Below are 22,687 nucleotides of genomic sequence, written 5' to 3'. Positions count from 1 at the left end.
GACTTGTAATGCTGGATCTGTTGAAACATTGGCGCATGGTGCTGACCTTTGCACTGTTGTACCTGTCCCAAGGCATTTGCTTCGGCATCGCCATGGACGCCTTGCCGACCCTGCTGCGTCATGACGGCGCGGCGCTCCACGCCTTGGCCTTCCTGCCGTTGGTGGGGATACCGTGGGTGGTCAAGTTCCTCTGGGCGCCCCAGGTGGATAACCATTGGAGCCCACGCCTGGGACGGCGCCGCAGTTGGATCATTCCCATGCAGATACTGGTGCTGCTGTGCATTGCCTGCCTGGCAAGCATCGGCCTGCGCGTCGAGACGGCGGGCATCGCCGTGGGCCTGCTGATTGTTGCCTCGCTGGCCAGCGCCACCCAGGACATCGCCACCGACGGCATGGCGGCCGAGTACTTTAGCGGCAACATGCTCGCGCGGATTAACGCCATCCAAGTGGGCGGCACGATGGTCGGCTTCTTCGTTGGCGGCGCCGGCACCTTGCTGCTTAGCGGCTACCTGGGGCAAACCACCGCGTTCAGTCTGCTGGCTTTGGTGCCGCTGTTGAGTCTGGTGTGCGTCGGCTGGCTGCACGTGGCACCGGCCAAGGAAAAACAGCCAGATGTGGCGCATGCCTCATTATGGCGGTTTATCAAGCGGCCGAAGGCGCTGGCGCTGGTGGTACTCGCCTTGTTGTCGGCCATGACGTCAGTGTCGGGTTTTGGTTTGTCAAAGCTGTTCCTGAATGACGCCGGTTGGTCCTTGCAGGCTATCGGCCAACTGGGCATGAGCGGCGGCGTGGTCACCATCGTCCTCGGCTGCGGCGGTGGTGCGTGGTTGATCCGGGTGTTGGGGCTGTGGCCGACGTTCATCCTGGCGGTGGGCATGGCCGGCGCTGCCGCGTTGACCTGGCTGCTGCAAGCCAACGGCATGCTTGCCACGCAAACCGGACTGATCTGGTTGGCCGTGGGCCTGGGCTCGTTCGCGACGGGCGCCACCTCGGTGGTGATCATGACTGCCTCCATGGCCTTCGCCGCGCAAAGCGACCAGGCCGGTACGGACATGACCGCCGTGCAAAGCACGCGTGATCTGGGGGAAATGCTGTCTTCGACCTTGCTGGTGGGGTTGACTGCGCAGGCGGGGTATAGCGGTGGGTTTCTTGCGGGGATGGTGATGGCGATCCTGGCGTCGTTGGTGGCGTTGAATGTGTCACGTCAACGTGTGGGGGAAAGGGCCGCGGGCTGATTGATAGGTTGGGCGATCGTCAAAGGCGCTCAACGGGTCAATCAGTGCGAGCGCTCGTGATCTTCCGATCATCAAGCGTGCGGCGCGGAGCCGCAGTGAGTGCGCGCCTGCTGGCGTTATAAAAGGGGTACATACAAGCCTGATATTGTTCCGTAGGATGCTCCCGCCAGGACGCTACTACAAATCAATAGCCCGTCGATCGAGCTGTTAGCGCCCAACGTGCCCATGAGGGGCCTTTTGGGCCCACGTGTTCGCTACCCAGCGCGCTTTGATTGACTCGACGGGACCTCGGCCTAAATGTCTTATCTTGAATCTGGCGATTGCCCGGTGACCTTCAGGCAATCGAAGAAGGTGATAGTCGCGACAGTCGTTGGCAATGGCCTGGTGATCTACGACTTCACGGTATACAGCTTTTCTGCCGTGATCATCGGCAAGCTGTTTTTCCCATCGGACAGTTCGTTCGCCTCGTTGCTGATGGCATTGTTGACGTTTGGCATCGGTTTCGCGATGCGCCCGCTGGGCGCAATCGTGATCGGCAACCTCGCCGACCGCAAAGGGCGAAAAGCCGGCTTGAATGTCACCAATCTATTGATGGCAGCCGGTACCGCCTTGATCGCGTTCATGCCGACGCATGCATCGATCGGCGTCACCGCAACGGTGTTGCTGGTGCTCTCGCGGTTGCTGCAGGGGTTCGCGACCGGAGGGGAGATCGGCGTGTCGTCCGTGGTGCTGATGGAGCTGGCGGCGCGCAATCAACGCTGCTATCTGGTCAGTTGGCGTTCTGCCAGCCAGGCGGCCGCGGTTTTGGTGGGGGCGGTTGTCGGTGCCACCACGACCGCATTGCTGAGCCCCGAACAGTTGCTGGCCTGGGGCTGGCGTATTCCTTTCGTGCTTGGGCTTTTGATTGCGCCGTTCGGGTGGTTCATTCGGCGCAATATGGTGGAGACAACACGGCGTGGTATCCAGTCGCCGTCGCTGCGTGTCTTGCTGAAAAACCACCGCCCCCAGCTATTGCTGGGGATCTTGATGATGGCAACCCCCACCGCAAGCATCTACCTGATGGTGCTCTACATGCCGACCTATCTGGTCCGCACGTTAGGCCTGTCGCCGAGCATGAGCTTGCTTTCGGCGTGCTTTTCCAGCGCGATGCTGTTCATTGCCGCGCCATTGTTTGCGCGGTTCGCCGACCGGCTGCCGCGACGCAAGCCGACCCAATACGTGACGATGATCCTCAGCATCCTGTTGGTCTATCCGGTGTTCCTGGCCTTGACTCATGGGGTCGGAGAGCTGGCTTCCTTGCTGATCATCGGCATCTATTCGGCTGTCGCGATGGGCAACAACGGCGTCGCTACCGTCATGATCATGGAGGCTTTTCCGGCGCATCACCGGGCCACAGGGATGTCGATGGTCTACAGTTTCGGCGTGACGATCTTCGGGGCGTTCTGCCCGTTTTTTGTGACGTGGTTGATCGGAGTTACCCAGAACGCAATGGCGCCTTCCTGGTATCTGCTGGGCGCGCTATTGGTCAGCCTGTTCGCACTGGTGAAATTTCCAGCGCGGCAGCCGGCTCACTGATCGATTCGGCCAGCGACGTTACGGTGCCCCGGCATAGCGTTGCCCATTCGCTGTGCCGCCATCAGGCGATGGTCCTGCGGCGCCAGGTCATAGCGACGACGAAACGCGCGGGTAAACGCCGATGCGCTGTTAAAGCCCAGGCTGTAGGCGATCTCAATCACCTGGCGGTCCGGATAGCGCACCAGTTCGTCCGCGGCTTCACGCAGGCGGCAGTTGAGGATGTAGCGACCCAACCCTCCTTCATGCTGGAACAGACGGTAGAGCGTGGCACGAGGCAGTTGCATGGCCATCAGCACGTACTCTGGCGTCAGCCAGGGTTGATACAGGTTGTTTTGCACATAACGCCTGGCTTTATCGAACATCGCACTGCGCGCCGCCGCCCGCACGTGCCCACCCAGCTTGGCCTGTTTCGAGAAGGCTGCGAGCATGAGTTGAACGGCGGTATCGAATGTCGACGCGGCCTCGGCGCTGCTGATAACCGGCAGTTTTCTGGAAAACGCCTCGACATGCTCGATCATCAATTGGGTCATAGGCGTCGTATTCTCGAAGACACGCCCGTGGATCGACTCGGCATGCGGCAGCGCCGCTTCCACCACCGTGCGCGAGACAAAGAAGGTCAATACGCGGCAACGCCCCCGGCTCATTTTGATCGGCTGGTTCATGTCCATGGCAACGATGCTCGCCCTGGCGGACACGCCATGTTCCTGGGGGCCGCCTCGAATGGACTCCATTGCGCCTTGGGTGAAGACCTGGAAAACATAGTCCCGGACCTTGTCGGTAGAGATGCGCGCAATCGAACGGTCGAGCAACAAGGCGTCGCTTGAGCAGTCGGTGAAGACGCGATCACCCAATTTGTAGCGGTCAATGCTCGCGTTGAAGGGCGTGGTGGTTGCGTGGGATGTAGGCAGGACGTCGATGACGTGTCCGACCCGATCACGCCAGGCCAGCAGTTGGTTGGCAACCGGCTCGGCGCTGACCTCGAAGTGATCATGGGCGTGCCTGGAGCCGACGTGTTTAGGGGCGCATATGAGTGAAGCTGGTTTATTCATGGATTCACTACAACCCGGAAAGCCTATGTTCACGCCCCGTGAACAGGCGTTGCATCTTCCCACTGTACGTCCGTGCTACCTAGCGGTAGCCAGTCAGAATGGGTTGTGGTGCTCCTTATAACCGGTTTCTCCATGAAAGTAATGACAATCCCTCTTGTATCCAACTTGTTGCGCACTTTCTGGCGGCGGTAAGAGCGGGGCAGGGCGCCTGAAAATAATTGAAAAGTTGCAACGCAGGGTCAAGCCATCTGCAAGGCGCTTGATAGATTGACGCAAATTCGCATTTGACAGCGTTTATGTGTTTCCACGCTGTGAATGCGTGCGCTTGTTTCTCAAGCAAAGTGCGCTGGGTATTGGCCTTGTTATTTTCGGCGCGATGATCTGAACGGGTACGTTAAACCGGTGAGAACTTCAGGTGTTCGCCCGATGGCCCCGGCGCCTTGGCTGACACATGCTTGTCCGACGGTCCAACGCGCGGGGCTTTGGCTTGGCAGATTACAGCCGCGGTGGGCGGAATATCGGGCCTTGGATCAATCAATGAAGATCGTCACCGCTGCATAAATCAACCCGGCATCAGCGGCGATTTTTTTACGCGGCAACGATGTATCAAACAACCTATTGAAGTAAGGAGTAACGGATGAGTTGCCTCGACCGGGAAGTAGGTTCGTTTGCGATCAGTTTGACTCATCCTGCTGGCGTTAATCCTCGGGAAGGGCTGGCTTTTTCCCTCGCGCAAATCGAAGTGGATAAATTGAACAATATCCACGCCGAGTCCGGAGTGGATTGGCAGAAAGTCGCCGATGCCTGTGTAAAAGTGCTGCGAGAAGAGGGCAAGGACTTTAATGCCGCGGTCTGGTTGTTATGTGCCTGGACCACTCTGCAAGGCATTTCCGGCCTGGCGACCGGCGTGCATATAGTGCGCGAAATGCTCGAGTTGTATTGGGAGACCCTGACCCCGCCGCCGGCTCGATTGCGTGCCCGCCGCAACCAGGCCGAGTGGATGCTCGAGTGGCTCGCCGTAAAACTTGAAGCCAACTTCGAAGCGGTGCCCGGGGAACAATTGGCGCAGTTGCTCGAAGACTGGGACGCCATCGATCGCTATTGGCGCGACCGGGACGCCGACGGCCCGAGTTTTTTTGCGTTGCGTCGTCGCCTATCGCAGTTGCCCGTGCAAGCGGGTGTCGAGCCAATAGCGGTGACGGCGGAAGAGGTTCCAGCGGCAGTCGATGCGCCTACAGCGCTCCCGACGCCGGTTGCGCACGCCCCTTCGGCGCCGCTCCCGGCCCTGGTGCCGGCTCCGCCATTGGGCCGTCTTGAGAGCGATGAAGCCATCGAGAACGCGGTCAATAGCGTGTTTGCCGCGCTTGCACCGCTGCTGGGGTTTTGCCTGGAGTCTCGGGCGACCTTGCCGTTGCTGTTTCGCCTCAATCGCCAATTGGCGTGGACGACGCTGGAGCAGGTCCCTCCTGCGCAAGGCTACACGACGCGCGTGCCGCCGCCTTCGGACGCGGAACTCGAAAGTTTCAGCCGCTTGCAGAGCGTTGGCGAGCCGCTGGACATCGTGCGTTTTTGCGAAGGTCGGTTACCAAGTTATCCGTGCTGGCTGGACCTCAATCGGGCCAGTCACGCCGCGCTCTTGAGGCTCGGTTCGGCGGCGCAGGCCGGTGCTGCCAGCCTGGCCCTGGAAACCCGTCATTTTCTGGCGCGCCTGCCGGCGCTGGTCGAGCTGACATTCGCCGACGGCCAGCCGTTCGCCGACGGCGCGACCCGCAGTTGGCTCGAAGGTTTGGCACCGGCGGCCGGCAGCGGCGCCACGGATGGGCTGCAAACGCTGATTGATGAAGTCGCGCGTGATGCCGCCGAAGGCCGTTTGAACGAATCGTTGGCGCGCTTGCAGAGCGCCGTGCGAGAGGCGGGCAGCGGCCGCGAGCGGTTTCGCCTGCGCGCTGCCCAATGCCATCTGCTACAGCGTTTCGACCCGCGCGCGCAGTTGGGTGTTGCCTTGGATGTGTTGCTCCAGGAAGCGACGGAGCAGGGCCTCGATCGTTGGGAGCCGGAGCTGGTCCGGCCGTTGTTGGAGTTGGCACTGACGCATGACGACGGCGGTTCGAGAGCGCTGTGGGCGCAACAGTTGGCGGCAATGGATTTGCCGGCGTTCTGGCGTTTGGCCAGCCCGCCGGCAAGTTGAATGGGCAACAGGCAATACCTGGCAGGCGTGTGCATATCCATGCCATGAGTTTTCTAACGGCTGCGTTGAGCGAGTCCGGTAAACAGGAGTGAGATTTAATGGCTAGTGAAGGTTCGGTCGCGCCTAAAGAGCGCGTCAATATTGTTTACAGCTCTGACACCGGCGGCGCGCAGGAACAGGTCGAGCTGCCGCTCAAGCAACTGGTGATCGGCGACTTCACCTTGCGTGAAGACGACACGCCGGTTGAAGACCTCAAACCGATCCGCGTCGACAAAGACAACTTCACCGATGTGCTCAAGGGCCAGAACCTGAGCCTGCAGTTGGCGGTGCCCAATCATCTGGCGGAAAACGCGCCGGAGGACGAGCAGATCCCAGTCTCGCTGACCTTCCAGTCCATTCGCGATTTTGAGCCGGATGCCATCGTGGCCCAGGTTCCCGAGTTGCAGCAACTGATCGCCCTGCGGGATTCGCTCAAGGCCTTGAAAGGGCCGATGGGTAACTTGCCGGAGTTTCGCAAGCAGCTGCAGGCCCTGATGAACGATGACGGGGCCCGCGAGCGTTTGCTCTCGGAACTTGGCGTAAAGGACAAGGAATAACCCATGAGCGAAGAAAAGAGTCAGGCAGCGAGCACGACCGGCCAGGCGGTCGAGTCGGTTTCCCTGTTGGATCAGTTGGTGGAAGCGACGCGCGTCAAGCCGGGCGACGAGGCGTATGCCGTCACCCGTCAGGGCCTCGAAGCGTTTGTCACCGAACTGCTCGAGCCGGCCCGGCAGGCCGAGAAGGTCAGCGCCGGGTTGATCGACGACATGATCGCCACGCTGGATGCCAAGCTGTGCCGGCAGGTCGACGCGATCATTCACCACCAGCAGTTCCAGAAGCTGGAGTCGTCCTGGCGCTCGCTGAAGTTTCTGGTCGACCGCACGGATTTTCGCGAGAACAACAAGCTGGAAATCCTCAGCGTGTCCAAAGAGAAGCTGCTCGAAGATTTCGAGGATGCGCCGGAGATCACCCGTTCGGGTCTGTACAAGGCGGTGTACACCGCCGAGTTCGGCCAGTTCGGCGGCCAGCCGTTTGGCTCGATCATCGGTAACTACGAGTTCAACCCCGGCCCGCAGGACATGAAGTTGCTGCAGTCGGTCGCCGCGATTTCGGCCATGTCCCACACGCCCTTCATCGCCGCGGCCGGCCCGCAGTTCTTCGGCATCGACAGCTTTGCCGACCTGCCCAATCTCAAGGATCTGCAAGCCGTCTTCGAGGGGCCGCAGTTCACCAAATGGAATGCCTTTCGTGAAAGCGACGACGCGCGTTTCGTTGGCCTGACATTGCCGCACTTCCTGCTGCGCACGCCCTATGGCGAAGACACGGTCCCTGCCAAGACGTTCCGCTACAACGAGAACGTCGGTGGCGGCAACCAGGACTTCCTGTGGGGCAACGCCGCGTTTGCCTTTGCCAGTCGCCTGTCCGACAGCTTTGCCCAGTACCGCTGGTGCGCCAACGTCATTGGCCCACAGGGCGGCGGCACCGTCGGTGATTTGCCGATCTACAACTACGAGGCCATGGGCGAAACCCAGACCAAGATCCCGACCGAAGTGCTGATTTCCGAGCGCCGCGAGTTCGAGCTGGCCGAGCAGGGGTTTATCGCGCTGACCATGCGCAAGAACACCGATAACGCGGCGTTCTTTTCCGCCAACTCGTGCCAGAAGCCCAAGTTCTTCGGCAATGACAAAGAAGGCAAGGAAGCCGAGCTGAACTACAAGCTGGGCACCCAACTGCCGTACATCTTTGTGGTCAGCCGCCTGGCCCATTACATCAAGGTCATCCAGCGCGAAAACATCGGCACCTGGAAAGAGCGTGGCGACCTGGAGTCGGAACTCAATACCTGGATTCGCCAGTACGTGGCCGACATGGATAACCCCGCCGCCGGTGTGCGCAGCCGTCGCCCACTGCGTCAGGCGGAGATTACCGTCAGCGACGTCGAAGGCGATCCAGGCTGGTACCGCGTCGGTTTGAAAGTCCGTCCGCACTTCAAGTACATGGGCGCGTCTTTCACGCTGTCGCTGGTGGGCAAGCTCGACAAGAGCTGATCGGTAGCGCGAATGGGCAACGCCGCCGTTGCCCATTCAGGTGTTCACCCGAGGGTCATTGCCTCGGCGTTTCCATAAGATGGATTCAACGCAGCGAGACAGGGCCAGAGGCGCTGATCGATGCCTGAAAACTCACTGATTAAACCCGGAGTACACGTTATGCCAATGCCATGCTACTTGAGTATCGAAGGCCAGAACCAAGGCAAGATCGAAGGTTCCAGCACGGTTACCGGTCATGAAGGAAAGATCCTTGTCCAGGCCGTCGAACACCTGATCGATATTCCCAAGAACGCGCAAACCGGCCTGCCGGCCGGCAAGCGTGTCCACCAGGGCATGACCCTGACCAAGGAAATCGATAAGTCTTCTCCAAAGCTGCTGCAAGCCCTGACTTCCGGCGAGCAGCTCAAGTCTGTTGTGTTGGAGTTCTATCGGATCTCGCCTAAAGGCACCGAAGAAAAGTACTACACCATCACCCTGAGCAATGCCGTGCTCGTTTCGGCCCGCACCTGGGTGCCGAACGTGTTGAGCCCTGAGTTCAAGCAAATGGGCCATATGGAAGACATCGGCATCACCTACGAAAAAATCGTCTGGACCTGGGTGCCGGACGGTATCGAAGCCGAAGACTCGTGGTTGGCGCCAAAAGCGTAAGCCCGGCTCGACGGTTCAATGCCGCCCTGGTCCAGGGCGGTGTTCTTGTTACTGCAGAAGGTACACCGCGTTGAGAGAAAAGCGATTGCTGGAGCGCATCACAAGCCTGCAGGCCGAAACCGGTCGCACGCACCTGACCCAGGCTGAAGTGTTGACGCAGTCGATCGTCCAGCATCTGCAACGCATTTTGAATACCCGGCGCGGCAGCGTGCGGATTGACGCCGAGTTTGGCGTACCCGACTTCACCAATCTGGCCGGTTCGTTTGCGACCGGCGAGACCACGCAAATAATCGAGAACATGACGCGCATGATCGCCCGCTACGAGCCTCGCTTGAAATCGCCGCGCATCCTGGTCGCCGAAGGTGCCCAGGAAGTGTTGTCGCTGAGTTTCAGTCTTGAGGGCGTGGTGTCGATCGATGACCGGGACATTCCTATTCACCTGGCAACGCGTGTGTCTTCGGACGGTCGCGTGTCCCTGGCGATGCACTAAGTCATGCTCAACAGCCATTATCAAAGTGAACTCAACCAACTGCGGCGTCTGGCCGATGAGTTTGCCCGCCGTAACCCGGCCCTGGCGCCGCTGCTGGGGGTGGACTCGGCCAATGACCCGGACGTCGAACGCTTGCTCGAAGGTGTGGCGTTTCTTACCGGGATGGTTCGCCAACGGTTGGATGACGAGTTTCCCGAGTTCATTCAAGAGTTGGCGCAGCTGCTCTATCCCCATTACCTGCAACCGTTGCCCTGCCTGACGCTGCTGCAATTTCAGCCGCGCACGGCATTGCAGGAGGTTACGCGTATCGAGCCCGGCTGCGAAATTGCCTCGGTGCCGGTCGATGGCCAGCGCGTGCGCTTCAGCAGCACCGCGGCGGTCGACCTGGAACCGCTGCAACTGCTCGGCAGCCGCTGGGACGGCGGCGCCGGTGAAGAGCGCAGCCTGGTCCTGGACTTCGCTTTTACCACCGCCGACCCGAATAGCTGGCTGGCTGACAGCCTGCGTTTCTATCTGGGGGATGGCCTGGTCGATGGCTCCAAGTTATTGCGTCTGTTGCAGCTCAACCTGCGCGAGATTCGCATCTCTGCGCAAGAGCAGCCCATGACCGTATTGCCGGCCAGCCATTTGCGTGGCCTGGGATTCGATGCGAGCAACGCCTTGCTGCCGTTTCCCGATACCGCGCACCCGGCCTATCGGTGCCTGCAGGAATACTTCGCGCTGCCCGAGAAATTCCTGTTTATCGAGCTTCGCGGCTTCAAACAGTGGCGAGCCAGAGGCGCAGACGGGCGCTTCAGCGTGCGCCTGATGTTCGAAAACCTGCCGGACTGGACACCGAACCTGTCGGCCAACAGCTTTTTGCTGGGGGTGACGCCGGCGATCAATCTGTTCGCCCAGGACGCACACCCGCTGCGCATCGACCACAAGCAAGTCGACTATCGCATCCAGCCTGCCGACCATGGCCAGCGCATGAGCATGCGGATTCATTCGGTGCTCAAGGTCAGTGCTTATTCCGCTGGAGGCGGGGAGCGGCTGCTGGAGCCGTTCAATACCTTCTCGCAGCGCGACACCTATAACCTGCGCATCCGCGCCTCGAGTATCGATGCCCAAGGTTATGACCACTATCTGAGCCTGCCCTACAGCGAAGGCAAAGTGCCGGGCGAGATGACCTTGTCCATCGGCTTGCTCTGCACCAATGGCAAGCTGCCGGAAAGCCTGCGCCTGGGGGATTTGAACCAGCCGACCGACAACACGCCGCCCAGGGTCGAGTTCAAGAGCATCCGTGGCATCACACCGTGCCAGCCGCCCAAGTTCGACGACAAGTTGCTGTGGCGCATGCTCTCGCAGCTCAATGCCAACCACTTCCGCCTGGCCGATCGCGACTACCTGCGCGGCCTGCTCGCGCTGTATCTGCCGAGCGTCGGCGAAGGGGCCCAGGACGCCAACCAGCGGCGCATCGATGCCATCGAAAAAGTCACCGTCAGCCACGAGCGGCGTTTTATTCGCGGGCTGCCGATCGAAGGCAGTGTGGTCCGGGTCGAGTGCCGGGGCGACTATTTTCTCAGCCCCGGCAATTTCTACCTGTTCGGTTGCGTGCTCGATGAGTTTTTCGCCGGCTGTACGGCCATCAACAGCTTTACCGCCTTCACGCTGTTCGACAGCGTCAACCACGAGACCTTGAAATGGCCAGCGAAGATCGGGCACCAACGCCTGTTGTGATCGATCCGCTGCTCGATGACGGCGGCGAGTTCGGGTTTTTCCAGGCCTTGCGCCTGTTGCGCCTACGTTTTCCGAGCGAAAAACACTTCGTCGACAACGTGCGGGTCCGGCCGCGGCTGGGGCTCGGGTTTCCGCTGCGGGATATCGAAGGGATCGAGCAGGACGACGACGGTCGTTATCGGATCGAGGCCAACTTCTTCGGGCTGTATGGCGTTACTTCGCCGTTGCCGACGTTTTACACCGAAGACCTGATCGACGAGCAACTGCTGGGCCATTCGGCGGGACGTGACTTTCTCGACATCCTGCATGCCTCGCTCTATCCGTTGCTGTTCCGTTCCTGGGAAAAGCACCGGATCTGGATCGACATTACCGAGCGGCGCGACGTCAAGAGCCTGCGTCAGTTGCAGGCGCTGATCGGCATTGCGGATGCGCGTCCGGAGCAGCGCGATCAATCCATCGACTTGCTGCGTTATGCCGGGTTGTTCAACCAGTACCCGCGCTCGGCCCTGGGTCTGCAGCAGTTGGTCAAGGCGGTACTCAGCGATGTGACGGTGGAAGTCGTGCCGTGTGTCGAGACGCGCTTGCGGATCGACCGCACGGCACGCACTTACCTGGGCACGCAGTGCGGTGTGTTGGGCGAAAACAGCCTGCTCGGTCGTGAAGTCATGGACCGCAGCGGCACCCTGGATATCCGCCTGACGTCACTGAGTACCGAGCGTTTTCACGGGTTATTGCCGGGGCAGGCGCTGTATCAAAAGCTCGAACGCTTGGTGGGATTGTATTTGCAGACACCGCTACGCAGCCGTCTGGTCATGCGTCTTGCGGCAGATAAGCAGCAGTGCGCTTCGCTGGGCGGCGGCTGGCAGCGGCTGGGCCTGGATACCTGGCTCGGTGACGGAGACACACAGGACGACGTTGTATTCATGCTGACGGCCGAACACGGACCAATGCTCGAAGAGAGGGCTCGCTAGATGATTCAGGTAGAACTCAAACCGCTGTTCGCACGGCTCAATGTGTACAGCACCAAGGCCCTGGAGAACGCGGCGGGCCAGACCCTGGCGCGCGCTCACTACGAGATTTCCCTGGAGCACCTGCTGCGCCAGTTGCTGGAAGATCCGGATGCCGATACGACGCGCATTCTCGCGCGCTTCGAGATCGATCCGATGCGCTTGCGTGCGCTGCTGGATGAGGGCCTGGCGCAGTTGAAAAACGGCAACCCGGGACGTCCGGTGTTCGCTGGCCTGCTCACCGAATGGATTCAGGACGCCTGGCTGATTGCCTCGCTGGTGGTCGGCAGCGGGCGGATCCGTGGCGGTTCGCTGCTGCTGGCGCTGGTATCGCGCCTGGGCTACTACAGCGCTGGCACGCGTTACGGCGAACTGCTCAAGCCGATTTCCACCGATGCCCTGACCGCAGAGTTCGCTCAACTGTTGGGCGGCTCCAGCGAAGGTCCGCTGGACAGCCTGCAGACCGGCACGGCCTCTGCTTCGTTGGCCGGCGCCGGCGGCAATGCGCCCGCAGCCGAAGACAATATCGCGCGCTTTTGCGAAGACCTGACCGCCAAGGCAGCGGCGGGGCGCATCGACCCGATTTTCGGGCGCGATGATGAGATTCGCCAGATGATCGACATCCTCGCCCGGCGGCGTAAAAACAACCCCATCGCCGTGGGCGAGCCGGGTGTGGGCAAGTCCGCCGTGGTGGAGGGGCTGGCGTTGTTGATCAGCCAGGACGAAGTCCCCGACTTCCTCAAAAACACACGTTTGCTCAGCCTGGATCTCGGTGCGCTGGAAGCGGGCGCCAGCGTCAAGGGCGAGTTCGAAAACCGTCTGCGTGGCGTCATCGAAGAGATCAAGGCGTCCACCACGCCGGTGATCCTGTTCATCGACGAAGCGCACATGCTGATCGGCGCCGGCGGCGCGGCGGGTGGCTCGGATGCGGCCAACCTGCTCAAACCCGCATTGGCCCGTGGCGAGTTGCGCACCATCGCCGCCACGACCTGGTCGGAGTACAAGAAGTACTTCGAGAAAGACCCGGCCCTGGCGCGTCGTTTCCAACTGGTCAAGCTGGACGAGCCGAGTGTCAAAACCGCGGTGTTGATCCTGCGCGGGCTCAAGGGGCACTACGAGAAAGTCCACGGGGTCAGCGTGCGCGACGACGCCATCGTCGCCGCCGCCGAATTGTCGGATCGCTACATCACCGGGCGCTTGCTGCCGGACAAGGCCGTCGACTTGCTCGACACCGCCAGCGCCCGGGTACGCATCGGCCTGGGCATCAAGCCTGCCGAGTTGGAGCGCATGGAGCGGCAGTTGTCCGGTCTGGCGCGTGAACAGAGCGCACTGGAGCGCGACCGTGGCAATGGTTTCCCCGTAGAAGACCAGCGCCTGACGGATATCGCCGACGAACAGGCTGAGATTGACGAGCGTCGGGTTGCGCTGGAAGTCCGCTGGCTGGCCGAGCGCGACGCGGCGCTGCGCGTCCTTGAAGCACGCAAGCAACTGACCCGGCAAGCACAGGATCTGCCGGTTCCGGCCGAAGGCGAGGTTGTGCAGGTACTGGCCTCGCTGGAGGAACGTCAGGCCGAGCTGGATCAGGCCCGTGAAGCCCTGGCCGCACTGCAAGGCGACGCGCCGTTGCTGTTCACCGAAGTCAGTCCCGATGCGATTGCCCAGGTCGTCTCCGACTGGACCGGCGTGCCGCTGGGCAAAGTGCTGCGCGATGCAGCGGGCGGCGTATTGGCCCTGGCCGACAACCTCAAGACGCGCATTCGCGGTCAGGACACCGCCGTCGAGCAGATCGCGGAAATCCTCAAGGCCGCGCAATCCGGCCTGCGCGATCCGCAACAGCCGTTGGGTGTGTTCCTGCTGGTCGGGCCATCGGGGGTCGGCAAGACCGAAACCGCTCTGGCTGTGGCCGAACATCTGTTCGGCGGCGAACAGGCGATGATCTCGGTAAACATGAGCGAGTATCAGGAGAAGCACACCGTCAGCCGCTTGGTGGGTTCGCCCGCCGGCTATGTCGGCTTCGGCGAGGGCGGCATGTTGACCGAGGCGGTGCGCAAGCGTCCGTATTCGGTGGTGCTGCTCGATGAAGTGGAAAAAGCCCACCTGGACGTGGTGAACATTTTCTATCAGGTCTTCGACAAGGGCAGCCTGTCCGACGGCGAAGGCCGGCAGATTGATTTCTCCAACACCGTGGTGCTGCTGACCAGCAACCTGGCCACCGAAGAAATCCAGAACCTGTGCGTCGACGGGCGGCCCGACCCGGACACCCTCGCGGAAAAAATCCGCCCGACCCTGTCCCGGCATTTCAAACCGGCGCTGCTGGCGCGCATGACCATCGTGCCGTTCTTCACCCTGGGTGGCGCGCAACTGGCGGGCATCGTGCGCCTCAAGCTGGGCCGGCTCAGCGAGCGTCTGCTGGCTTCGTCGAAAGTCCGTCTGACGTTTGCAGAAGAGGTTGCCGACGCCATCGCCGCGCGCTGCACGGAAGTGGAAAGCGGGGCGCGCAATATCGACTTCATTTTGCGTAAGAGCCTGACACCGCGCCTGTCTGACGTCTTGCTCGGGGCGATTGCCGATCAGCGGCCCCTGGCCGGCTTGCATGTGGCGGTGGATGCGCGCGGCGAGTGGATCATTACCACGCAAGACATCGATGCGATCAGGTCTTTACCCGAGCGTGAAGCGCTGCTTGAGCCCCTAGAGTGACCGCTCGTTTACCGACTGAAGAACAAGGATTGATTGATGGCTCTCAATGATCATGCGCTCTGCACTTTCGCCAGCCTGGCCCCCTCGCTGCTGCTCGAAACATTATGGGTGCAGCAGTGGCAGGGCGAGGAAAAGCTCTCTCAGCCCTATCGCTTCGAGGTTCGGCTGGCCACGATCAATCCATTGTTCGACGACGAAGCGCTGCTGGGCAACCGGGCGGTATTGACCCTGAGCGATGCGTTGGGGCAGCCGCATCCCTATCAGGGCGTGGTCACGGAGGTGGATTATCTCGACGCCGACTCCTTGTATTACTACTACCGCGTGGTGCTGGAACCGCGCTTCGTGCAGTTGCGGCATTTCCGCTTTTCGGAAATCTGGCTGGACAAAAGTCTGCCGGAGCTGATTCGCGACGTGCTCAAGTTGGCCGACCTGACTGTCGAAGGGCCGGGTATGAACGGTGTGCCCGGGGCGGCGTATGACTTCGATATCCGCCTGCCGCTGGCCGATGATCCGCTGACTCAGGCGACGTTTACCTGCCAGTTCGAAGAAACCAGCTTCGCCTTTATTTCACGTCTTCTTGAATATTTCGGCGTGTATTACTTCTTTGAGCAGGGGCCTGACGGCGAGGCACTGGTGTTCTGTGGCGACCGACTGTACCAGCCGCAACTCCCCAGCCTGCTGACCTATCGCCGCCAAGATTCGGAACTGGAGGTAGGCCGGGTCCTGGCGGTGGCGCGAACCTTCGAGCGCAAACTCGTGCGGCAAGCGGCGGGGGTCACGCTCCAGGACTTTTCCGCGAGCAACGCGCAGTTGAAGTTAGAGGTCAATGCTTCGGTGGCAGTTGCCAGCCTTGGCGCAGATGCCTCAACCGCACAACGAGAGGCCGTCTCTGGTTCGTCTGTATTTATCGGCGGGCAAGGGTTGTATGGCGAGCACTTCGGTTCGCTCGAACAGGGGCAATGGTTGGCGAATCGCCGCGCCCAGGCCATCGGTTGCCGTCAGCGGGAGTTTCATGGCAGCGGTCGAGCCACGGGGTTGCGCGCCGGTTATCCGATGCTGTTAGTCGGCCACCCGCGTCCGCTGTTCAATGCCGGTTATCAGGTGATTGAAGTTCACCATGACGGTTATCAGCCGTTGCCGGGCCTCGGCTCGGAGGGGGAAGGGCCGGGGCAGGGGATCAACACGCGGTTTATCGCCTTGCCCGGCGACGTGCAGTACCGCGCACCCTGTGTGACACCGCGGCCTTATGTGCAGGGCGTGCTCAGTGCGGTGGTGGATGGTGATGAAGATACCGGTCGGCCGCTGCTCAATGAGCATGGTTGCTACAGGGTGAGTTTCCCGTTCATTCGCGGTGAGAAGAATGCGACGCGTGGTTCGGCCTGGTTGCGTATGGCCACGCTGTCCAGTGGTTCGAGCCACGGCATGAATTTCCCGCTGCTCAAAGGCACGGAAGTGCTGGTTTCGTTCTTGGGCGGCGACCCGGACCGCCCGGTGATCACCGGTAGTGTGCCCAACTCCGAGAATCCCAATGTGGTCACCGGCGAAAACGCGACCCAAAGTGGCTTGAGCACTCCCGGTGGGCATTTGTTTGCGATGGAAGACAGCCCGTCCGGGCCGATGATGAAGATGGGGGCGTCCACCGGTTGTAGTTTTACCTTGGGTGAGGGCGATGTCAGTGGGGCGCATTTGCGCACGGACAAGCATATGCAGCTGGCGTCCAGTTCGTATAAGCATCAGGTGCCAGGTGTTTATTGGCAATCCATAGGGGGAGGGCATGCGCCGGCCCCGGTGGCGGGGACGAGCTCATCAGAGAGTTTGATGGGTGCCAACTTTAAAGATCGGCCTCCCACTCCCGCAAGTAGCAGCAAGCTTGCCTCCGCGCCAAGCACAACAAATAGCGCATCAGAGAAAAGCGGATTTGATAATTTCAAAGACGCAATAACCAACCCAAAACTGAGCACAAAATTAGACGTTACAACTTCAATGCTTCAGTTGAAGGGTGACGTAAATATAGCCAGCGGAAGTCTCTCTCTCTACGGGGTTGGCGTGTCAGTGAAACTTGGATTGGTTTCGCTTTCGGCTGACTACAGTTTGTATAAGAAAAGCGTTGGCAACAGTGCCTGGGAGTATCATAAGGCGAGTATTAAAAATTCAGAATATCTGAAAGGAATGCATATAGTTCGAGCATCCAACTCAAAGATGGAGTTGAAAAATACAGATATTTACTGCCATGAAAATGTAACTTCATATGAGATTAAGCTGGGTGGGAATAGCATACTTATCAATGCGGCAGGGATTGTCATAAAGTCGGACGAGATTATACATCTTGAAGGCCAGGTGCATGTTACTGGTGATGTTCTTGTGGATGGGGATTTAGAAGTTTGCGGTAACGCCTTTTTTAGTAAATTCATGAGAGTTAGCGGCACTATAGTGGGTGCAACGATCACTTCGGATCAAGTACAGGAATTTCCGTGTTTTGAACTAGCCCCCAGCCCCAGCCTGTTAAGTCTGAAGCTAGCATCACGCCCAAGTCTTGCTGCAGTGAAAGTGGCCGCGGGCGGAGCCAATGCGGTTGTAAACGGCGCCGTTGACCTGCTTGATGGCGCCGCCGATGCGGTCGCGGCAGCGGGCGATGCTGCTGCACCGCCCGCTGCCGCGCCGTGATACGGAAAAAAAGAGGCGTAAGTTTCCTATTCGGAGAGTCCGATGCAGCTCAAATGTGAACAGGCCAGCCTTTTATTGCTCGCCAATGCCAAACCACTGGACCTTCATTGCGTGGTCGTCACCCTGGGTCTGCTGGTGGACGCTGAAGATCAGGTAATGGCCGCTGGGGAAACTTGGGCCTGGTTAACCGAGCGACTTGGCAAGCAGATGCTTGATCGGGGTTTAAAGAAAAGTCGAGGCACATTTGCCGTACAAGGTAAGGCTTATCCGTTGACCGATGTGCAACGGGGTGGCATGGCGGTGCGGGTGCGTCTGGGGGATATGGAAAAAACATTGCATGTACTCGCGCCGCGGCAATGGCGCAAAGGGCCTCTGGGTTGGACGCCCGTTGTGAGCGGTCAACTGGATAACCTGCCGTTGGACTTTGAAAGCGCTTATGGCGGTAATAAGTGGCCAGATAATCCGACAGGCAAAGGCCATTATCCCGAGGTGGACGCCGCGCAAGGAATGCCGTTGGCACAACTGGAAGTGGCGAATGCCACAGTTGTTGACCCCGATGATCGGCCAGCCCTGGCGAGTTTTTTGCCATTGCCAGTACAAAGCGCTGAGCGCCGCCAGTATATGGGCACCCTTGACGAGCATTGGACTGCTTATCGCGCCCCATTCTTACCTACGGATACTGATGCGCGCTGGTTCGATGAAGTGGCGCAGGACCAATGCAATGCCGGTTTTTGGCGTGGCGACGAAGCCTGGTCGATCTCAGGCATGCACCCTACCGAGGCCCGGGTCGCCGGGCGATTGCCGGGCCTGCGGCCACGGCTGTTTATTGAGCGTGCGGATAAGCGTGTACCCGTTACCGAAATGTCGATGGACCTGGATACGGTATGGCTGTTCCCTGATGCGCAAAGTGCTCTTCTGCTGTACCGCGTCGAAGTACCGGTACTCGATATAGATGCGCAAGATATCGTCAAATTGGCTATGGCCCTCGAGCGAGCGGGTGATCCAGTGCTGGACGCGCAAGTCTGGATTGAGCGGCTTTGGCCACGCCCTCCCGTCGAGTCGGTCAAGGTTGCGCCTGTCGAACCAACCCCGTTCGACTCCGGGCCGATAATCGCCAGTTTGCAGGCCGCTGCGGATGCGCAATATGCAGCGTTAAGCGCAACTCATGAGCAGTGCATGCAATACGCTCAGATGATGGCGACTCGCATGAACCTGCCTTTCAACCCCACCGATTACCCACCATCAGCGAAAACGGACTTTACGGTTCTGATGCGCGAACCGATGCGCCCCCTCAAGCCCTTTGACCCCGAGGCATTGGCGCTGGAAATTGATTCGGAAATCGCCAAGGCTAAGGCCCAAGGCATGGAGTATGCCCAGCAGATGATGACCCGGCTGGGCATAGATGCAGAGCAAGCGTTGGCGCGTGCTAAACAGCCAGCACCGAAGGTCGATATCATGGACATGCTTGAGCGCCTGGAGCTGCCTCCAGACCAGCAGGCGCAAGCCAAGGAAAAACTGACTGCCGCCATAGCAGAGTCTCAAGCCGTGGAAGCTGAGATAGACCGTGTTTTAAGCGCCATGAACAAAGCGCTGGCGGCTGATCGAATCCAATTCGCCCCCATTCTCCCGCTTCCTGAATACTGCAGTCTGACCCGTGAGCGGCTGCTGGCATTGCACGCGGCAGGTAAGACGCTGCAAGACCTCAGTTTGGAGAGCCTTGATCTTTGCGAAATCGATCTGAGCAGCGCTGACCTGAGAAATACCACTTTTATGAGTTGCAAGCTCAATGGCACTCGACTGCAGAACGCCGATCTGAGCCACTGTCAGTTCATCGACTGCGACTTGGGTGCTTCGGATCTGAGCAAGGCGCGCTTGCAGGACGCAATGTTTCATAGGGTTCTATGCCAAGGCGCTTCGTTCTGCGGCACCAGCTTGATCGATATCCGCGCTCAGAACTGTGATTTCTCCGCTGCTGATTTCACCGAAGCCAACCTGCAACAAGCCCAACTCAACGAATGCAGCCTCGACAAGGCTCAACTGAGCAACGCCAATCTAAGCAAACTACGCCTCAATAAATGCGACCTGAGCGGCGCACGACTCACCGACAGCAACCTGCACAAAGCCAAGCTCTACGACTGCACACTGGACGCGACGGATATGCGCCGCGCCAATCTCAGCAAAGCCGATTTCGCCAAGGTGGTGGGCCGTGATCTGGACTTGCGCGAGTGCAACCTGCAGAACCTGCGCCTGGCCGCTCACTGCGTTTTGCCGGGTGTGCGCCTGGACGATGCCGACCTGACCGCTGCCAGTTTTCAAGACGCCGATCTGAATCACGCCAGCCTGCGCGGCGCACGGCTTAACGACGCGCTGCTGAGCGGTTGCGACCTGAGTGATTCCGACGGTGTCGGGCTGGTCGCGCAAGGTGTCTACCTGTCGGGATGTGACTTGAGTCGCGCTGATTGGTCCGGCGCCAACCTGCTTAACGGCCGCTTGCGCAAGGTATGCCTGGAGCAGGCCAACCTCAGTGGCAGCAACTTGCATGGCTTGGCCAGTGACGCTGTACACGGCAGCGGTGTGCGCCTGGAGCAGGCATTGATGACGCGCTGCCGACTCAAGGAGAGCCTGACTCATGCTTGAGGTATTAAGTGCCGAGCGTCTAAGGGCATTGCTGGCTGATTGGCAGCCCTTGCGCGCGTTGAATCTGGCCGGGGGCGACTATCGCGGTGTCGATTTGAGCAACGCGCGGCTGGAACAAGTGGATGCGCGTGGTGCGCAATTCAATGGCGCCATGCTGACCCAAAGCCACTGGAAAGACTGCCGCCTGGACGGCGCCAATTTTTCCGAGAGCACTGCGGACTCGTTGTACATGAACGGGTGTTCATTGCAGGGCGCATTGTTCACGAATGTGCGTTGGAACAAGACCAACTGGGCGCAATGCCACGGCGAGGATCTGGATCTGTCGGGCGCGCAGCTACAGGCGTTTACACTCGCGGAGTGCCGGGTACCGCGTATCAGGCTGGCAGCCGCCCAGTTGAGCAAATCCCAATGGAACCGCTGCGATCTGACGGGCCTTGATGCCCAGTCGGCGCATTTTGCGAAGGCACGGTTGATCGATTGCCAACTCGATCAGGCGCGCTTCGGTCTGGCGTCGTTGCAGCAGTGTGCCTTCGATGAGTCGTCGTTGAGTGGCGCCGATTTTCATGCCGTGCAGGCCGAGGGCGCGTCGTTCTACCGCAGCAAGGGAACAGCGCCGACGTTTGTCGGTGCCCATCTCAAGGGCGCTCTGTTCAATGTCAGCCATTTTGACTCGGTCGATTTCAGTGATGCCGTTCTGGAGATGGCCATCCTGATCGACGCCCAGATGCCAGGCGCGCGCTTTGACCGCGCCCTGTTGCGTTATGCCGATTGCACCGCGTTGCTTGCGCCACGCGCCTCGTTCGTCGCCGCCGACGTGACCGGCATGAATGCCCATGCCGCTGATTTCACCCAGGCCGACTGGCAGCAGAGCAACCCCCAGGCCATCCAGCCCGTAGATACCGAACGCCTCGCCGCCGAGCAATGGCAGCCTGCCTCTTTAGGAAAATCGAGATGAATGAAGCCCCGCAATATTGCGCTGCCGCTGTTCAATTGCGTCATGCGCAGGTCAACGCACTGGATGGCGAGCGTTTCGGCGTGGTCAGCAGCGATGGCCGCCGCTATTGGCTAAAACCCGCATTCGGTTGCCTGGTGCGTCCGGCAGTGGGGGACAAGGTGTTGGTCAGCCTGGACGCGCAAGGCGGTTACATCCTTAGCGTGCTGGAACGCGCCATCGCTCAACCGGCGCGTATGCATCTGGAGGGTGACCTGCATTTGAGCCTGCCCGCCGGCGCGCTGAGCATTCAGGCCCGCGACGGTGTGAGCCTTGACGCCGGTCTCGCATTACGGGTGTGCGCCGAGCAGGGCAGTGTGCAGATGCAGCGTGCCCATCTGACTGTCGGCACCCTGACCATGAGTGGCGAGCATCTTCAGAACCACTGGGTCGAGCGCCACGACAGCAGCGTTTATCACCGCGAAAAGGCTGTGCGCCACGAGGCGGATTTTGCTGACAGCCGCCGTCGCGTCGAAGGCCATGAAGAACTTCATTCCGGCTCCTTGCGCCAGCGCGTGCGCGATGACTGGAGCGTGCAGGCCGACACGCTGGACCTGAATGCACAACGTAGCGTTGCCATTGATGGCGAGCGCATCAAGCTGGGGTGAGATCGATTATGTATATGCTCAATAACGGCGGTGCGATGGCGCTGTCCACGGTGCCCGATATCTGCAAGACGCCCGTTCCGCCCGCCGGGCCAGTGCCATTGCCTTATCCCAACGCTGCCGATACCAGCGCCGCGGACCCGGGTGGGTTGGTGATGGACGTGCTGGTGGACGGCATGCCAGCGATGAATATGTCGAGCAAGGTGTTGATGACCAGTGGCGATGAAGCTGGGGTGGCCGGTGGCGTCACCAGCGGCAAGGTCAAGGGTGAAATGATCTTCATCGATGGCAGCGCCAAAGTGATGGTCGCCGGTAAGCCCGCCGTGCGTGTCACCTGCCAGACCATGCACAACGCCAATAACACCATGGGGACGGTTTCGCAGCCGAGCCAGACCGCTGTGCTGGTGATGGCGTGAGCAGCGCGGGGCGTGCGCCCTCCATCAAGTTTTCCATGGGCGGACTGGCCCTGTGCATCCTGCTCGCCGCCTGCAGCAGCCAGGACCTCACCCCCGAGCAAAAGGCCCTCACTGCGCTCAAATGGGACTACACCGAAAACGCCATCGAGCTGAGCTTCACCGCCGATAACGACCTCAATCAGTACGACGGCCAGGCGCATAACCTGTTGGTGGTGGTCACGCAGTTCGATCAGATCAGTGCGTTTTCCGCCTACACCGGCAGCTCCCAGCAACTGAGCAGCCTGCTGCTGATGAACAGCGCGCCGCCCGGGATGATCGGGCTGACGCGGCTGTTTATCGAGCCGGGCCAGACCCGCCAGTTGAGCCTGCCGCGACTGGAGGGCGCGAAGATGGTCGGTATCGCCGCCGGTTACGCGCACCTGGACCCGACGCGCAGCGTCAAGCTCTATCAGATCGGCGTCGACGTGACGTCGACAGGTTTTTTCAGCAATACCTGGACCGCCACCCCGCGCCCCATCGCCATTGACCTGCTCGTCGGGCCCGATGCGCTGTTGCGTGGCAAGGAGAGTCGCCTGGCGTTGCCCAAGCCGGTGCAGCCCCGAGAGGGTGAGGTGCGCCTGCCCGGCGCACAGGACTGAGCTGCTTGTCGTGAGCGTTGCAGTGGCCACGCTTTTTCAATTTT

General features: G+C 60.3%; 17 protein-coding genes. 16 read left to right on the top strand and 1 reads right to left on the bottom strand.

The window, feature by feature from the left end:
- The first annotated feature begins 8 nt into the window (after positions 1 to 8).
- On the top strand, positions 9 to 1,235 hold the full coding sequence (locus MOQ67_RS16410; protein ID WP_198717537.1) for a RhtX/FptX family siderophore transporter: 1,227 nt from the start codon (positions 9 to 11) through the stop codon (positions 1,233 to 1,235).
- Between the two features lie 297 nt (positions 1,236 to 1,532).
- On the top strand, positions 1,533 to 2,810 hold the full coding sequence (locus tag MOQ67_RS16405) for an MFS transporter (protein WP_198717538.1): 1,278 nt from the start codon (positions 1,533 to 1,535) through the stop codon (positions 2,808 to 2,810).
- Here the strand turns inward: MOQ67_RS16405 and MOQ67_RS16400 are convergent.
- On the bottom strand, positions 2,804 to 3,859 hold the full coding sequence (locus MOQ67_RS16400) for a helix-turn-helix domain-containing protein (RefSeq protein WP_198717539.1): 1,056 nt from the start codon (positions 3,857 to 3,859) through the stop codon (positions 2,804 to 2,806). The two genes, MOQ67_RS16405 and MOQ67_RS16400, sit on opposite strands and share 7 nt — an antisense overlap.
- A 637-nt stretch (positions 3,860 to 4,496) precedes the next feature.
- Here MOQ67_RS16400 and tssA point away from each other — a divergent pair.
- From tssA to tssJ, 14 genes are all read left to right on the top strand, one after another.
- On the top strand, positions 4,497 to 6,047 hold the full coding sequence (gene tssA, locus MOQ67_RS16395; protein ID WP_198717540.1) for a type VI secretion system protein TssA: 1,551 nt from the start codon (positions 4,497 to 4,499) through the stop codon (positions 6,045 to 6,047).
- 98 nt (positions 6,048 to 6,145) lie between these two features.
- On the top strand, positions 6,146 to 6,643 hold the full coding sequence (gene tssB / locus MOQ67_RS16390; RefSeq protein WP_017849097.1) for a type VI secretion system contractile sheath small subunit: 498 nt from the start codon (positions 6,146 to 6,148) through the stop codon (positions 6,641 to 6,643).
- A 3-nt stretch (positions 6,644 to 6,646) separates the two neighbouring features.
- Positions 6,647 to 8,131, top strand: a complete 1,485-nt coding sequence (gene tssC, locus MOQ67_RS16385; RefSeq protein WP_017849098.1) for a type VI secretion system contractile sheath large subunit — start codon at positions 6,647 to 6,649, stop codon at positions 8,129 to 8,131.
- A 159-nt stretch (positions 8,132 to 8,290) separates the two neighbouring features.
- The gene (locus tag MOQ67_RS16380) at positions 8,291 to 8,779 is read left to right on the top strand and encodes an Hcp family type VI secretion system effector (RefSeq protein WP_448675524.1); all 489 of its coding nucleotides are present in this window, start codon (positions 8,291 to 8,293) and stop codon (positions 8,777 to 8,779) included.
- 70 nt (positions 8,780 to 8,849) lie between these two features.
- Positions 8,850 to 9,269 carry a type VI secretion system baseplate subunit TssE gene (tssE, locus tag MOQ67_RS16375; RefSeq protein ID WP_448675523.1) on the top strand — a complete coding sequence of 140 codons (420 nt, stop codon included), beginning with the start codon at positions 8,850 to 8,852 and terminating at the stop codon, positions 9,267 to 9,269.
- 3 nt (positions 9,270 to 9,272) lie between these two features.
- The gene (gene tssF, locus MOQ67_RS16370; protein WP_104903192.1) at positions 9,273 to 10,988 is read left to right on the top strand and encodes a type VI secretion system baseplate subunit TssF; all 1,716 of its coding nucleotides are present in this window, start codon (positions 9,273 to 9,275) and stop codon (positions 10,986 to 10,988) included.
- A complete protein-coding gene (gene tssG, locus MOQ67_RS16365) occupies positions 10,952 to 11,959 on the top strand; it encodes a type VI secretion system baseplate subunit TssG (RefSeq protein WP_198717541.1) in 1,008 nt (335 codons plus the stop codon). The genes tssF and tssG overlap by 37 nt, the downstream gene beginning before the upstream one ends.
- Complete coding sequence (tssH, locus tag MOQ67_RS16360) at positions 11,960 to 14,692, top strand: type VI secretion system ATPase TssH (RefSeq protein ID WP_198717542.1); 2,733 nt, start codon at positions 11,960 to 11,962, stop codon at positions 14,690 to 14,692. It abuts the gene before it with no gap.
- 36 nt (positions 14,693 to 14,728) lie between these two features.
- Entirely contained in the window at positions 14,729 to 17,356 is a 2,628-nt protein-coding gene (locus MOQ67_RS16355; RefSeq protein WP_448675522.1) for a type VI secretion system Vgr family protein, read from the top strand.
- 42 nt (positions 17,357 to 17,398) lie between these two features.
- Entirely contained in the window at positions 17,399 to 19,993 is a 2,595-nt protein-coding gene (locus tag MOQ67_RS16350; protein WP_198717543.1) for a DUF2169 family type VI secretion system accessory protein, read from the top strand.
- Positions 19,986 to 20,948, top strand: a complete 963-nt coding sequence (locus MOQ67_RS16345) for a pentapeptide repeat-containing protein (RefSeq protein WP_198717544.1) — start codon at positions 19,986 to 19,988, stop codon at positions 20,946 to 20,948. Before MOQ67_RS16350 ends, MOQ67_RS16345 begins: the two co-directional genes overlap by 8 nt.
- Positions 20,945 to 21,592, top strand: coding sequence for a DUF3540 domain-containing protein (locus MOQ67_RS16340; RefSeq protein WP_198717545.1), 648 nt, complete (start codon positions 20,945 to 20,947; stop codon positions 21,590 to 21,592). Before MOQ67_RS16345 ends, MOQ67_RS16340 begins: the two co-directional genes overlap by 4 nt.
- Before the next feature lie 8 nt (positions 21,593 to 21,600).
- Positions 21,601 to 22,005, top strand: coding sequence for a DUF4150 domain-containing protein (locus tag MOQ67_RS16335; protein WP_102617110.1), 405 nt, complete (start codon positions 21,601 to 21,603; stop codon positions 22,003 to 22,005).
- A 35-nt stretch (positions 22,006 to 22,040) separates the two neighbouring features.
- A complete protein-coding gene (gene tssJ / locus MOQ67_RS16330; RefSeq protein WP_198717555.1) occupies positions 22,041 to 22,643 on the top strand; it encodes a type VI secretion system lipoprotein TssJ in 603 nt (200 codons plus the stop codon).
- Positions 22,644 to 22,687: the final 44 nt, after the last annotated feature.

This window comes from Pseudomonas sp. LY-1 (assembly GCF_053502595.1).
This window is presented reverse-complemented; position numbering and strand designations above follow the sequence as displayed.